This window comes from Parafrankia soli (assembly GCF_001854695.1).
Lineage (GTDB): Bacteria > Actinomycetota > Actinomycetes > Frankiales > Frankiaceae > Parafrankia > Parafrankia soli.
Map to the genome: position 1 here is coordinate 36,997 of NZ_MAXA01000102.1, position 14,290 is coordinate 51,286.

10 protein-coding genes are annotated in these 14,290 nt (G+C 73.0%); 4 read left to right on the forward strand and 6 right to left on the reverse strand.

What is annotated here, in order from left to right; all coding sequences use genetic code 11:
• Positions 1-148 precede the first annotated feature (148 nt).
• The 3 genes from BBK14_RS10015 to BBK14_RS10025 form a co-directional block, all read right to left on the reverse strand.
• On the reverse strand, positions 149-1,072 hold the full coding sequence (locus tag BBK14_RS10015; RefSeq protein ID WP_071061289.1) for a CAP domain-containing protein: 924 nt from the start codon (positions 1,070-1,072) through the stop codon (positions 149-151).
• A 155-nt stretch (positions 1,073-1,227) separates the two neighbouring features.
• Positions 1,228-2,322 (reverse strand): amidohydrolase family protein, encoded by a 1,095-nt coding sequence (locus BBK14_RS10020; protein WP_071061291.1) that lies wholly within the window; start codon positions 2,320-2,322, stop codon positions 1,228-1,230.
• A 98-nt stretch (positions 2,323-2,420) separates the two neighbouring features.
• Entirely contained in the window at positions 2,421-3,353 is a 933-nt protein-coding gene (locus tag BBK14_RS10025; RefSeq protein ID WP_071061292.1) for a LysR family transcriptional regulator, read from the reverse strand.
• Positions 3,354-3,487: 134 nt separating this feature from the next.
• On the opposite strand from BBK14_RS10025, the gene BBK14_RS10030 reads away from it, so the two are divergent.
• The 4 genes from BBK14_RS10030 (at position 3,488) to BBK14_RS10045 (ending at position 8,680) form a co-directional block, all read left to right on the forward strand.
• Positions 3,488-4,150: a succinate dehydrogenase cytochrome b subunit gene (locus BBK14_RS10030; RefSeq protein WP_338045448.1), complete on the forward strand. Its 663-nt coding sequence runs from the start codon at positions 3,488-3,490 to the stop codon at positions 4,148-4,150.
• A gap of 1 nt (position 4,151) precedes the next feature.
• Complete coding sequence (locus BBK14_RS10035; protein ID WP_071061295.1) at positions 4,152-6,116, forward strand: fumarate reductase/succinate dehydrogenase flavoprotein subunit; 1,965 nt, start codon at positions 4,152-4,154, stop codon at positions 6,114-6,116.
• Between the two features lie 278 nt (positions 6,117-6,394).
• On the forward strand, positions 6,395-7,138 hold the full coding sequence (locus BBK14_RS10040; RefSeq protein ID WP_020458904.1) for a succinate dehydrogenase/fumarate reductase iron-sulfur subunit: 744 nt from the start codon (positions 6,395-6,397) through the stop codon (positions 7,136-7,138).
• A gap of 240 nt (positions 7,139-7,378) precedes the next feature.
• Positions 7,379-8,680: an NAD(P)/FAD-dependent oxidoreductase gene (locus BBK14_RS10045; protein WP_071061297.1), complete on the forward strand. Its 1,302-nt coding sequence runs from the start codon at positions 7,379-7,381 to the stop codon at positions 8,678-8,680.
• 143 nt (positions 8,681-8,823) lie between these two features.
• On the opposite strand, the gene BBK14_RS38145 is transcribed toward BBK14_RS10045, so the two are convergent.
• The 3 genes from BBK14_RS38145 to BBK14_RS10060 form a co-directional block, all read right to left on the reverse strand.
• On the reverse strand, positions 8,824-10,170 hold the full coding sequence (locus BBK14_RS38145; protein WP_071061298.1) for a hypothetical protein: 1,347 nt from the start codon (positions 10,168-10,170) through the stop codon (positions 8,824-8,826).
• Positions 10,171-10,268: 98 nt separating this feature from the next.
• The gene (locus BBK14_RS10055; protein WP_071061300.1) at positions 10,269-12,059 is read right to left on the reverse strand and encodes a DUF4012 domain-containing protein; all 1,791 of its coding nucleotides are present in this window, start codon (positions 12,057-12,059) and stop codon (positions 10,269-10,271) included.
• Between the two features lie 131 nt (positions 12,060-12,190).
• Positions 12,191-14,269, reverse strand: a complete 2,079-nt coding sequence (locus BBK14_RS10060; protein WP_241831361.1) for a tyrosine-protein kinase domain-containing protein — start codon at positions 14,267-14,269, stop codon at positions 12,191-12,193.
• Positions 14,270-14,290 lie beyond the last annotated feature (21 nt).

Genomic DNA, 14,290 nt, shown 5'->3' on the forward strand with positions numbered 1-14,290 from the left:
GGCATTCAGCCCTCGGTCGGCGTCCGGGAGACCCTACGTCACACCAGCCGCCGACGAATCGCCACCTTTGGACCCGGCTGCCGCCGGCAATGGACGGCCACCGCAATTCCACCAGCGTGGGGACACACCGAAGTGCCGGGGGCGGGAGTCAGCGGGGGGTGCCGAAGACCTGGGTCCAGTAGACGCCGTACTCGCCGCCGTCGAAGCGGGCCACGCCTGTCTGGCGGACCTCGGGGCGCAGGATGTTCGCGCGGTGCGGCGGGCTGTTCATCCAGCCGGCGACCACCTCGGCGGCGGTGCGCTGGCCGGCCGCGATGTTCTCGGCCACGACGGCGTAGGAGTAGCCGGTGGCCAGGACCCGGTCGGCCACCGTGATGCCGTCCGGGGTGTCGTGGGCGAAGAATCCCCGGGTCGCCATGTCGGCGCTGTGCCGGTGCGCCGCCGCGGCCAGCCGCGGCTCGGTGACCAGGGCGACCAGGCCGCCCCGGGCTCGTTCGACGTTCGTCAGCGCCACGACCTCGGCGAGGTCCCCACCGTCCGGCGCGCGGGAAACTCCCCCGGCCGGCCCGGCGTCGACGCCGCCATCAGCGCTGACATCGACGCCGAAGTCGCGGGCGAGCCCGGCCAGTCCGTCCGCGTAGCCCAGGCCGAGCGCGCGGATCTTCCAGTTCCTGTCCCGCCGGTAGAGCTCGGCGAGCTGTAGCGCCGTCTGCGTCCCGAGGCGGGGTGGGCGCAGCGTCGCGATCGTGCGGCCGGCGGCGCGCAGGGTGGCCAGCGGTGGTGGCAGCCGACCGAAGGGGGTGGCGCCGTCGGAGGGGCTCGCGACCAGGACGACCCGCTCACCGCCGGGGCGCAGGCCATCCAGGTCGAGCTCGACGGAAGGCACGCCCGCGGTGGCACGCAGGGTGACACCGGGACCGGTCGGCTGGTTGTAGAAGATCATGTCCCGGTCGCCGGAGACTCGGCCGTCCGGCCCGAGGACCAGAGCGGTCACATCGAAGGGACCGGGGAGTGACAGCGCGACCACGGGGCCGGGCAGGGTCAGGTTCGCGCCGGACACCAGCTCCGTCATCCGGCCCTCCGCCTCTCTTTCTCACCAGTCACCGGGCTCCGCGCATCGACACAGGCGCATCGGTAGTACGGCGCATCGGTACGGCGCCGCCCCACCACACGTGGAACGAGCGGCACGCGGAGAGGTTCCGCCGGGCCCACGGCCCGAAGGGACGTCTAGATCGCGCGGCCGCGCAGGACGATGAGGTCGGGGGCGCGCAGTACGCGGACGTCCGCGGTCGGGTCCTCGGGGTAGACCACGAGGTCGGCGGGCGCGGCCTCCTCCAGGCCGGGTCGGCCGAGCCAGCGGCGGGCGTCCCAGCAGGCGGCGCTCAGGGCCGTCCGCGGCGGGAGCCCGGCGGCGACGAGCTCGGCCACCTCGTCCGCCACCAGGCCGTGCGGGAGGGAGCCGCCGGCGTCCGTGCCGACGTAGATCGGAATGCCGGCCTCGTGCGCGGCGGCCACGGTGTCGTACCGGCGGGCGTGCAGGTCGCGCATGTGGCGGGCGTAGGTGGGGAACCTCGCCTCGGCGCCGGCGGCGATCCCTTCGAAGGTCGCGATGTTCACCAGGGTCGGGACGATCGCGACGCCGCGCTCGGCGAACAGCGTGATGGTGTCGGCGGTGAGCCCGGTGGCGTGTTCGACGCAGTCGATGCCGGCCCGGGCCAGGTCCGCGAGGGAGTTCTCGGCGAAACAGTGTGCCGTCACCCGGGCGCCGTGGGCGTGTGCGGCGTCGATCGCGGCGCGGGCCGCGTCCGGCGGCCAGCAGGGGGCGAGGTCGCCCACGGACCGGTCGATCCAGTCACCGACGAGCTTGACCCAGCCGTCGCCGCGGCCGGCCTGCTCGATGACCTCGGCGACGAGGTCCCCCGGGTCCACCTCGGCCGCGTAGCCGCGCAGGTAGCGCCTGGGCCGCGCGATGTGCCGGCCGGCGCGGATCAGTCGCGGCAGGTCCGGGCGGCCGTCGATCCAGCGGGTGTCGGACGGCGATCCCGCGTCGCGCAGCAGGAGGGCGCCGGTGTCCCGGTCGGTGCGGATCTGGTCTTCGGCGGTCGCGGCGTCGGTGGCCCCGGTCGCGACGAGGCCCACGTGGCAGTGCGCGTCGACGAGGCCGGGGATCGCCCACCCTGACACGGTGCGCACGTCGCGCGCGGCGGCCCCGGTCGGGGCGGAGAAGCTCACCCGCCCGTCGACCACCCAGGCCTCATCCCGGACGTCGTCGGGGCCCACCAGGACGTGGCCGGTGATCCGCAGCGTCGGCGTGGTCGTCACCCCTCCATCTTCCCCGCCGGCCCGGCTCGCCTCAGGCCTGGCTCAGAGGTCGAGCCGTCGACCAGCGAACGCACGTCATCCACGCCGGGAGGCATGCGTCACCCGGGCAGGAGATCCGTGCCCGGCGGGAGCGTTCCGGCCTCAGCCGTGCTCTTCAGGTAGGCCCGCAGGCTGCGCCGCAGCTCCTGGGCCGCCCGCGGCGGCTCGACGTCACGGCGGTGGGCCAGCCCGATCGTCCGGTGCAGACCGGGCGGGGCGAAGGCGGTGGTACGCAGCCGCTGACGCCGGGCGACCATGCTCGGGATCACCGCGGCACCCAGCCCGGCCTCGACGAAGCCGACCACCGCGTCCATCTCCCCGCCCTCGATCGCGAAGGTCGGCTCGAAGCCGGCGATCCGGCAGGCGCTCACGGTGAACTCCCGGAGGTCGTAGCCCCGGCGGAACATCACCAGCGGGCGGTGGCGCAGGTCGGACACCTGGAGGTGGCCGTCCCGCGCCGGCGGCGGGGAGTTCTCGGACGTGACGACGACCAGGTCCTCGCGCAGCAGTGGCGTGGTCGACAGCGCCGGGTCCGAGCTGTGCAGCGGAAGGATGATGAGCGCCAGGTCGAGGTGGCCCTGCGCCAGGTCGCGGATGAGATCGCGCGAGCCGCCCTCCTCGACGAGCAGCCGGATGCCCGGGTAGTCGAGGTGGAAGGCGTGCAGCACCTCGGGCAGGAACCCGGTGCACAGGCTCGGCGTCGCGCCCAGCCGCACGGTGCCGTGCCGCAGATCGAGCAGCTCCTGCACCTGACGGCGGGYCGTCTCGGTGTCGGCGAGGATCCTTCGTGCCAGCGGGAGCAGTGTCTCCCCTGCCGGAGTGAGTGTGATGTTCCCCCGCATTCGGTTGAACAGGGGACTACCCAGCTCCTGTTCCAGGGCACGGATCTGTTGCGAGAGGGACGGCTGCGCTACGTGCTCACGCTCGGCCGCACGGGTGAAGTGCCTGGTCTCGGCCACGGCCACGAAATACGCAAGCTGATGGAGCTGCACACCTTAGGGTAGCCGACGATAGTTACTGGCTATCGAGATCAGGCCCATCATGTCTTGGACCACTCGGAGACTTGTCCTTAGGGTTTCCCAACGTGGCTGTAACGAACGACGCGCGGCCTACGTCCCCCGTAGGCATCTTCTGGCGGTCCACCATCGGCAAGAAGGCTGTGATGGCCGTCACCGGGGCGGTGATGCTCCTCTATCTCCTCGCCCACATGCTCGGGAACCTGAAGATCTTCTTCGGCCGCGAGAGCTTCGACGAGTACGCGCACTGGCTGCGCTCGATCGGAGTGCCGGCGCTCCACGGAGCCTGGCTCCTCTGGATCATGCGAGCCCTGCTGCTCGCGGCGGTGGTTCTGCATGCCGCGTCGGCGTACCAGCTCAGCCGGCGCGACCTCAGGGCCCGACCGCAGAAGTACTCGCACCGGCAGCGGCTCGAGGCGAGCTACGCCGTGAACACGATGCGCTACGGCGGCATCATCATCGGCCTGTTCATCATTTACCACCTCCTCGATTTCACGGCCCTGACGCTCAACCGCAACGGGGTTGAGGGCGCCGCCTACGACAACGTGGTGTCCAGCTTCTCCGTGTGGTGGGTCACACTTTTCTACATCATCGCCATGCTAGCGCTCGGTCTCCACATCCATCACGGATTCTGGAGCGCTGCTCGTACCCTCGGCGTGCACAGTGCGGCCCGGGAAAAGAACCTGAAGGCCGTCGCGACCGTGCTGGCGGTCCTCCTCTCGGCGGGTTTCATGGTCGTTCCCATCGCCGTGCTGGCCGGATTGGTGGACTGAGATGCCCGAGACGACCTCCCTCGGCTCTGGCGGAGGCTCCTACTGGACGGTGGGCGACGACATCGTCGACACCGCCGCCCCGGACGGCCCGATCGAAACCCGCTGGGACCGGCGCAAGTTCGCCGCCAAGCTGGTCAACCCCGCCAACCGCCGCCGCCACACCGTGATCGTGGTCGGTACCGGCCTCGCCGGTGGCGCGGCCGGCGCGACCCTGGCCGAGCAGGGTTACAAGGTCATCCAGTTCTGCTTCCAGGACTCGCCCCGGCGCGCGCACTCGATCGCCGCGCAGGGCGGCATCAACGCGGCGAAGAACTACCGCAACGACGGCGACTCCGTCTACCGGCTGTTCTACGACACGGTCAAGGGCGGCGACTTCCGCGCCCGCGAGTCCAACGTCTACCGGCTCGCCCAGATCTCGACGCAGATCATCGACCAGTGCGTCGCGCAGGGCGTGCCGTTCGCCCGCGAGTACTCCGGCCTGCTCGACACCCGCTCCTTCGGCGGCGTGCAGGTCCAGCGCACCTTCTACGCGCGGGGCCAGACGGGCCAGCAGCTGCTGATCGGCGCCTACCAGGCGCTGTCCCGCCAGATCGACGCCGGCGGTGTGGAGATCCACCCCCGCACCGAGATGCTCGACCTGATCGTCATCGACGGCAGGGCCCGCGGCATCGTCGCCCGCGACCTGGTCACCGGCAAGATCACTCCATACCTGGCGGACGCGGTCGTGCTCGCCACCGGCGGCTACGGCAACGTCTTCTTCCTCTCCACGAACGCCAAGGGCTCCAACACCACGGCGACGTGGCGGGCCCACCGGCGCGGGGCACTGTTCGCCAACCCCTGCTACACGCAGATCCACCCGACCTGTATCCCCCGCTCCGGGGAGTACCAGGGCAAGCTCACGCTGATGAGCGAGTCGCTGCGCAACGACGGCCGTATCTGGGTGCCCAAGCAGAAGGGCGACACCCGCTCGCCGGACCAGATCCCCGAGGCCGAGCGCGACTACTACCTGGAGCGGATCTACCCGGCCTTCGGCAACCTGGTCCCGCGTGACATCGCGTCGCGCGCGGCGAAGTACCAGTGCGACGACGGCCGCGGCGTCGGCCCGGGTGGGCTCGGTGTGTACCTCGACTTCGCCGACGCCATCAAGCGCATGGGCGAGGACAAGGTCCGCGAGAAGTACGGCAACCTGTTCGAGATGTACGAGCGGATCACCGGCGAGGACCCGTACAAGGTCCCGATGCGGATCTACCCGGCCGTCCACTACACGATGGGCGGGCTGTGGGTCGACTACGACCTGCAGAGCTCCATCCCCGGGATGTTCGTGATCGGTGAGGCCAACTTCTCCGACCACGGCGCGAACCGCCTCGGTGCCAGCGCCCTCATGCAGGGCCTGGCCGACGGCTACTTCGTCCTGCCACCCATGATCGGCAACTACATCGCCAGCACCAAGCTGGGCTCGGTCAGCCTGGACGACCCGACGGTGACGTCCGTGGTCGGCGAGGTCACCGGCCGGCTCGGCCGGCTGCTGGAGATCAACGGCGACCGCACGCCCGACTCGTTCCACCGCGAGCTCGGCGAGCTCATCTGGGACGAGTGCGGCATGGGCCGCACCGAGGCGGGCCTGCGCAAGGCGCTCGCCCGCATCCCGGAGCTGCGCGAGGAGTTCTGGCGGCGGGTGAAGGTGCCGGGCGACTCCGGCGAGCTGAACCAGTCGCTGGAGAAGGCGAACCGGATCGCGGACTTCCTCGAGTTCGGCGAGCTGCTGTGCATCGACGCCCTGCACCGCGCCGAGTCCTGCGGCGGCCACTTCCGCGAGGAGAGCCAGACCCCGGACGGCGAGGCGCTGCGCGACGACGAGCGCTTCGCCTACGCGGCGGCGTGGGAGTACACCGGCGGGGCCCCGGTGCTGCACCGGGAGCCGCTGCAGTTCGACTACGTCCACCTGGCCCAGCGCAACTACTCGTGATCCTCCTGGTCGGCCGCCGCCCGTCGCCCCGATGTGGGGCGGTACGGTGGCGGCCGGCGACGGGGCTGCCAGCGGCGGCCGGCACACGTCCCACCGGGTGAGCCCGGGCGGCCGCGGGCACGTCCCGTCCGGAGCGGCCAGCGGCCGCCGGCCGCTCCGGACGCGCCCCTCCCCGCTTCCCGCTCCCCGCCATCAGTCTTCCCCGCGCCACAGGCGGCGCGATCATGGACGTCCGCGCGCCGCGCGACGAGCCCACAGCACTCGAAGGAGCCCCGACCGTGAACCTCACCCTTCGGATCTGGCGGCAGCGCGGCCCGGAGGACCGCGGTGCCATGGTCACCTACGACCTGCCCGACGTCAGCCCGGACATGTCCTTCCTCGAGATGCTCGACGTGCTCAACGAGCGGCTCATCCTCGAGGGCGAGGATCCGGTGGCCTTCGACCACGACTGCCGCGAGGGCATCTGCGGCGCGTGCGGAGTGGTCATCAACGGCCAGGCGCACGGCCCGCGTGACCGCACCACGACCTGCCAGCTCCACATGCGCTCGTTCAACGACGGCGATGTCATCGACGTCGAGCCGTGGCGGGCCGGTGCCTTCCCGGTCGTGCGGGACCTGGTCGTCGACCGCTCCAGCTTCGACCGCATCATCGGCGCCGGCGGCTACATCTCGGTGGTCACCGGCAGCGCGCCCGAGGCGCACTCGACGCCGGTGCCCAAGCCCGTCGCCGACGCCGCGTTCGACAACGCGACCTGTATCGGCTGCGGTGCCTGCGTGGCGGCGTGCCCGAACGGGTCGTCGATGCTGTTCACCTCGGCCAAGGTCACCCACCTCAACCTGCTGCCCCAGGGCGCCCCGGAGCGCGAGACCCGGGTCCGCAACATGGTCGAGGCCATGGACGCCGAGGGCTTCGGCGGCTGCACCAACACCGGTGAGTGCACCGTGGCCTGCCCGAAGGGCATCCCGCTGACGAGCATCGGGAACCTGAACCGCGAGTACCTGCGGGCCGTCACCCGGCGGTAGCCGCCGTCCCACCCACACCGCGCCGCCCACCCGCCCGGCGCCCGCCCGCCTGCGCCACTCGACGCCGGCCGCCCCGCCCACCTGGCGGGGTGGCCCGCAGGTGCCCGGTTGGTGGCTGTTTCGGCGGCCGGAGGGCTGAACGGCCCACGGGCGGGAACATCTTCGGTCGTGGACCCTCGTCCCGCGCATGTCATCTCCTCCGCCCCCAGGGCGCGCTCCGCAGGGCCGCGCCCCGACCACGTGGCCGTCGTCGGCGGCGGCATGGTCGGGCTCTGTGTGGCCTGGTTCCTCCAGGAACGCGGGGTCGGCGTCACCGTCCTCGAACGCGACCGGGTGACGCCCGGTCCGGTCTGGGGCGGGGCCGGCGCGTCCTGGGGCAGCGCGGGCTGGCTCACCCCGGGGCTGGCCACGCCCCTGCCGGAACCGGCCGTGCTGCGCTATGGCCTGCGGATGCTGCTCCGGCCGGACAGCCCCGTCTACCTGCCGCCGGCGGCCGACCCGGCGCTCGGCCGCTTCCTCGCCGGCTTCGTCGCGCACAGTACGCACGACCGGTGGCGGGCGGCGATGCGGGCGCTGTCCCCGCTGACCCGGCGCAGCCTGGACGCCTTCGACGACCTCGCGGACGGCGGGGTGGCCGCGCCGACCCGGGCCGCCGCCCCGTTCCTGGCCTGCTACCGCGACCAGCGCGGCGCCGACGCGCTGCTCGCCGAGCTCGACGACGTCCGGGCCTGCGGCCAGCCGGTGGACGCGGTCGCGCTTGATCCACTGACCGCGCGGGACCTCGCTCCCCTGCTCTCCGACCAGATCACCCACGTCGTCCAGGTGCACGGGCAGCGCTACTGCGACCCGGGCCGGTTCGTCGCCGCGCTGGCGGACGCGGTGCGCGAGCGCGGCGGGATCATCCGGGAGGGAGTCGGCGTCGACAAGGTCATCGACCTGGGCTCCCGGGTGGTGCTCGCGCTGGCCGACCACACCGAGCCACCTGTGCACTTCGATGCGGTGGTGCTGGCGACCGGCGCCTGGCTGCCCCGGCTGGCGGCCCGTTACGGGGTGCGGTCGACGGTGCAGGCCGGCCGCGGCTACTCGTTCACCGCCGCGGTGGAGAAGCCGCCCACCGGGCCGATCTACTTCCCGGCCTCCCGGGTGGCCTGCACCCCGATCGGGGACGGCCTGCGGATCGCCGGGATGATGGAGTTCCGCCGTCCCGACGCCGCGCCGGACCCGCGCCGCGTCGACGCGATCGCCGCGGCCGCGGGCGAGCTGCTGCGCGGGGTCGACCTGCGCTCGCGGACACTGGAGTGGGTGGGCCCGCGCCCGTGCACACCGGACGGGCTGCCGCTCGTCGGGCCGACCTCCTCACCGCGGGTGCATGTGGCCGGCGGCCACGGGATGTGGGGCATCACCCTTGGCCCGATCACCGGGCGGCTGGTGGCCGAGGCGCTGGTCGACGGGCGGACGCCGCCCGAGCTGGCCCCGTTCGACCCGCTGCGCCGCCCGGCCCGCTGGCCCCGCTCCGCCGCTTCGGGCCTGCGGCACCGGTAGCGGCCAGCGGCGGGCTCGGTTCGCGGCGGAACGGCGACGGGCCGCCCGCGCGAGATTCGCGCGAGCGGCCCGAGCCGTTCACAGGTGGTGCCGGATCACCTCTTCCCCACGGTGCCGGACCGCACTTCCTCAGCCTGGACGGGTCAGCCCTGCATCCGGCCGGTGAGGCGGCGACGGCGAGCGGCTACCCGCAGCAGCACACCGCCGCCGAGCAGCGCGACGGCAATGGAGGCCATGGCACCGGTCGCGACACCGGTGAAGGGCAGCGCCCCACCGGCCGCGCCGGCGCCGCCGGCGCCGCCGACACCGCCGACACCGCCGACACCGACCACGCCACCGGCGATGATGCAGTCACCGTTGCGGTCCCTGCCGTCCTTGTCGTCCCGGTCGTCCTTGTCGTCCCGGACGGCCTTGTCGTCCCGGACGGCCTTGTCGTCCCGGACGTCCTTGTCGTCCCAGCCATCCTTGTCGTCCCGGACGTCGGCCAGTGGCGCGGCCACCGGGGCGGCCAGACCGTCGCGGTGCTCACCGAACCTGTCGTCCCTGACACCGTCGACCTTGCCGCGGTCCTTGTCGAAGCCGTCGCCGAAGCAGGAGCGGTCACGGTCCTTGTCGAAGCCGCCGACGCCCCAGCGGACCCAGTCGCCGACCCAGCTCCCGACCAGGGCCGGGTCGAAGGGCAGACCGGTGATGCCGCGCTCACCGATTCCGATGACCAGCACCGAGGCGGTGACGATGCGCTCGCCCTCCACGCCCACCGGCCAGTCCTCGTAGCCCTTGTCCTTGTCCAGCACGCTGAGACCGGTCGGCACAGGCGGCTCGGTCACGGCCGCCGCGGCATCCGGGACCACCGGCTCGGTCACGGCTGCCGGCACGCCGGGTACACCCGGCACAGCCGGGTCGGTCGCGGCGACACCCGGCGCCACCGGCTCGGTCGCGGCCGGCGGTGCATCCGGGAGGACCGGCCCGCCGAAGTCGTCCAGCAGTCCCGGCTCACCAGGCACGTCCGGCGGCTCCGGATCACCGGGCGGCGGGTCCACCGGCGCCGGCGATACCGGCCCAGCGGGCACGTCCGGCGGCCCCGGATCACCGGGCGGCGGGTCCACCGGCGCCGGCAGTACCGGCCCAACAGGCGGGTATGGCCCGCCGGGGCCAGTAATGGCGGTACCGACTGCGGTGATCGTCTGGACACCCGCGGTGGAGAAGGTGAGGTTCATGCCGAACAAGCCGTCGCCGTCGACGGAGGCATTGTCCCGGTAGATTCCGTTGACCTCGACTCTCACCGATGTCGACGGCGCGAAGCCGCATCCACTGAAGTAGATTGGCTCGCCCACCATGACGACCGAGCTGCTGACGCCACCTTCCCCGGTCGGTCCGAAGCAGCCGCTAGGCCCTTCGTCGTCGATCGCCGCCGCTGGTGAAGCCGGCAGCGCGGCGAGCGCCAGCCCGCCGCCCGCCAGCAGCGCGACGCCGAGAGTTCGGAACTTCATTCAGACACTCTCCCTGAGCATGATCCGTTCAAGCCGTTGGATGATTGACTACGGGGAGACTACAGAGAGTCACCCTCAGCGTCTAGAACGCTCCGCACTCACTTTCCAACTCTCTGTGACCAGGGTGAGGTGACGGGCAGCCCCTCTACCACCAGCCGCTCGGGAAACGGCAGAGGCTGGCCACGAACGGCGAGTGTCGGGCCGGCCACCGGTTCGAGGACGCGCACCTGCAGCGTCCGCGTCTGGCCCCGGTCGACCGTCAGATACGTCGACAGGACCGGGTGGCCGCGCTCCTCGCCCGACGTCAGCGAGACGGGCCTGCCGTCAAGGCGCGCGTCGACGAACCAGCTCCCGCGCCCGGTGTAGAGGGAGAACCACAGGTTGTTCTGAGCTTCTTCGTTCCRCTGCCCGGGGCCGTCGAGGTCCGCGCGGTTGCGGACGTAGTCACTCAGACCCACCGGCGCGGCGTTCGTCAGCCGCACGGTGATCGTCACATATCCGGTCCCGTCGGGCTGGCGCTCCATTCGGTAGGTGGTGCTACGTCGCAGCCAGTAGTCGAGCTTGCTCGCTGTAGCGTTCTGCGTGACGACTCCGAGGAACGGGCCGGGCGCCTCCGGCAACGCACCACCGAGCACGGTCGAGGAAAGCACCTCCTGTTCATCGGCGTGGTTACTTGACACCAGCAGCCGACCTTCTCTCGCGGCGCGGGCCATGACCCGGAGAAGGTTCTCCGTACCGCCCGCGGCACCCGCGTCCGACACGACCGCCTCGTAGACCGCCTCGCCGACCGCGGCGAAGAAGGCGTCCCGCGCCGCGACGTCGTCGATCTCCTGGTAGACCCGGGACTCGACCAGCTCGACGAGTTCTCCAGCCGTGATCACCCGCCCGTCGGGCAGGACGGCCGGGCGGGTGGCCGCCAGCAGGTAGGACAGCGTGGTGGGGTCAAGGCTGATCGTCCCGTCGACCGCCGTCCCGGTGCCGGCGCGGTACAGCTGGGAGTAGAGCCGCCCCGCGCTCGGGTAGTCCGGGGTGAGGTTGACGTTCGCCCACACCCTGGCCGGCCAGAAGGCCCCGTAGCGCGCTGCGAACTCGGGCGACAGCGCGGTTACCGGCCGAGCCTGGGTCGGCCCGCCGGGCAGCGCACCGTTGCCGGAGATGTCGTCGAGCTCCAGTCTGCCGCCGGTGGCCGTCAGCACGCCGAACCCGCCGATGATGCCGCCGTTCGTCCGCGACTCGGCCGGGTTCTGCACCACGAGCAGGTAGCGGCGGGGACCGTCCGCTCCGAGCATCCCCGGGCCCAGCCGGGTGGCGAGGACCAACGTGTCGAGCGCGCCGTGCAGCCGGGAGCCGGTGGCGACCGCCTCCTCCCGGGCCTCGTCGAGGCCGACCGCGCCGCCGAGCCACCCGCAGCCGGAAACCCGCCGGGCCGCCGCCTCGAACGATTCGACGGCCGCCCGGGCCCGCGCGGCGGGCGCGCGCGCCGCGGCCAGCGCCCCGACGTTCACCGCCATCCCCGACCGCAGGCTGGACGGGGCCAGCCGGTCCCCCAGCTCGGCGACCGGCGGCAGCGCGCCGGCGGCCACATCGTGGAGCGCGGCGGCGAGGGCCGCGCTGGAGCGCAGCGGGCAGCCCGCCAGCGGCACACGCCCGGCCAGCGACCACAGCGGGTCGGCGGTGAGCGCGCGGGCCGACTCGGTCTGCGCGGTGATCTCGGCGACGGCCCGGCGCAGCTCAGCCCCCTCGGGAACCGCCCCGTTCGTGACGGCGGCCTGCAGCCGGGAGATCTGTGCCCGGGCGGCCTCCAGGTGCGACCGCGCGAGCAGGCCGCGCACGACGATCCAGGTGCCGGCCATCAGCAGGACGACCAGCAGCAGCGCGCCGCCCGCCACGATCCTCCGGTCCGGTCGCCACTCCCGCCGCGGCGACGGGCTGGTGCCACCGTCGCCCGGCCGCACCTTTCCCCCGGCCGGCTGTCCCCCCTGGCCGGCCGGCCGTTCCGCTTCCCCCGTCGACCGCCGCGTCACCGGCCTGTCGAACCGTCGGAACCGCGGTCGGGCGTGCTCGCGCCATAGGCGAGCGGCGCGGTGTGGTCCCCCGGCTCGCGCTGCGCGGCGATCTCGACGGTGGGCGGGTTCGCACCGGCCTCGGTGGCCTGATCAGGCGCCCGCTGCGCGGAGCCCGAAGGCCCCGACGAGTTGGAATCGGGCGCTGTGGCGCCCTGCTGCTGGCGCGCGCCCTGCCGTCCAGCGGCCGATCGCTTCGTCGCCGGGGCGGCGGGCGTTGACGCCGCGGCGGCCGGCGGCTGTGCGGGACCGGCTGCCGGCTCCCCTTGGCCCGCGGGCGCTGACGCCGCCGCCGATCCCGCGGCGGATGCCGATACCGGGGCGGATGCTCCCGACCCGGATCCGAGCCGGGACCCGGCCCGCGATCCCCCCCGACCGGCATCGGTCACGGCCCAGGTCGCGGCCTTGCGGGCGCCCGGGGCGGGCTTCACCGGCGCCGCCGACGCGGAGGCGCCCTGGGCCGCGGACCCGGTGGGCGAGGCGTTCCCCGGGCGGGACGCCGAACGCTGCCTGGACGGCCGGCCGGAAGACGACGTCGCGGGGGAAGCGGCGGAGGCCGGCCTGGCGGTCGCCGCGGATCGGCCGCCGGCCGGGCGCAGGCCGCGGTCGGGGGCGGCTGGAGTGCGAGCCCAGTTCAGCCCGGGTGCGCGCACATGCCGGGCGCGCGGCGCGTAGCTCTCGTACCGCCCGTAGTAATGGGCGTTCAGTCCCTTGGTCGGCACCATGTTGAGAACCGTTCCGATCATCCGCGCGTCGACCGCCCGCAGAGCCTCCGCGGCCCGGTGCAGCTGCTCGCGCCGCGTCCGTCCCACCCGGGCGACCAGCAGGGTGCCGTCCACCCGGGTCGCCAGCACGGCGGCGTCGGTCACGGGCAGCAGCGGCGGCGCGTCGATCAGGACGATGTCGAAGCGGGAGTGGAGCACCTCGATCAGGTCTGACATGTTGCGGGACCCGAGCAGCTCACTCGGGTTCGGCGGGATCGGGCCGCTCGGCAGCACCTCGACCCGGCCGTCACCGACCCGGCCCTCGCCCCAGGGCTGGAGCACGTCGTCGAGGTCGGCCGCGCCGATCAGCACCGAGGTCAGCCCGGCCGCGGACTCGATGCCCAGGTACTCGCCGAAGGAAGGCCGCCGCAGATCACCCTCGACCAGGCAAACCCGGGCGCCACCCTGTGCCAGGGCGATCGCGAGGTTGCAGGCCGTGGTGGTCTTGCCCTCCCCCGGCACCGAGCTGCTGACGAGGATCGACCGGGGGGCGGTGTCGACGTCCACGAACTGCAGGTTGGTGCGGAGCTGGCGGAAGGACTCGGCGCGCGGCGAGTGCGGGCCCGCGTGGATTATCAGCGGCCGCCGCCCGGAGCTCGAGTCATAGTTGATCATCGCCAGGTTCGGCAGCCCTGTGACGCTGTCGGCGTCCACCTCCCCGGCGACGCTAGTGTCGAGGCGGTGACGGAGGAACGCGGCGCCGACGCTGATCAGCAGGCCCAGCAGCACACCGAGCGCGATGTTGCGCACGGGCTGCGGGGAGACCGGGGTGGTGGGAAGCTTGGCGTGCTCCCAGACACTGACCCGCACCGACGGCGGCTCGTCCGCGGCCGGCCGCTCGATCCGGGCGACGGCCTCGGAGAACGCCTCTCCGACCGCGTCCGCGATCGACCGCGCGCGGCCCGGATCGGCGTCGCGCACGACGGCGCGCAGCAGGACGGTGTCCGGGACGGCCTGCGCCTGGATGCGCCCGCGCAGACCGGACGGGCTGTCGTCCAGCTTCAGCTGCTCGATGACCGCTGCGGCCACCCGCTCGCTGGCGACGAGGCTGGCGTAGGACTTGACCCGCTGCTGGGACAGCAGGCCGCCCTGGTAGGCGGTCGCAACGCCCTCGCTGTCGTCCGAGGACGACACGATCATGGTCACCGTCGCCGCGTAGATCCTGGCCGCCCGCCAGTTCGCCGTCGCCGCGAGCAGACCTCCCAGCAGGACGCAGGTCAGCACGAGCAACCAGCTTCGACGCAGGACGCGCACATAGTCGCGCAGTTCCACTCGCCGACCACCCTCCCGGGA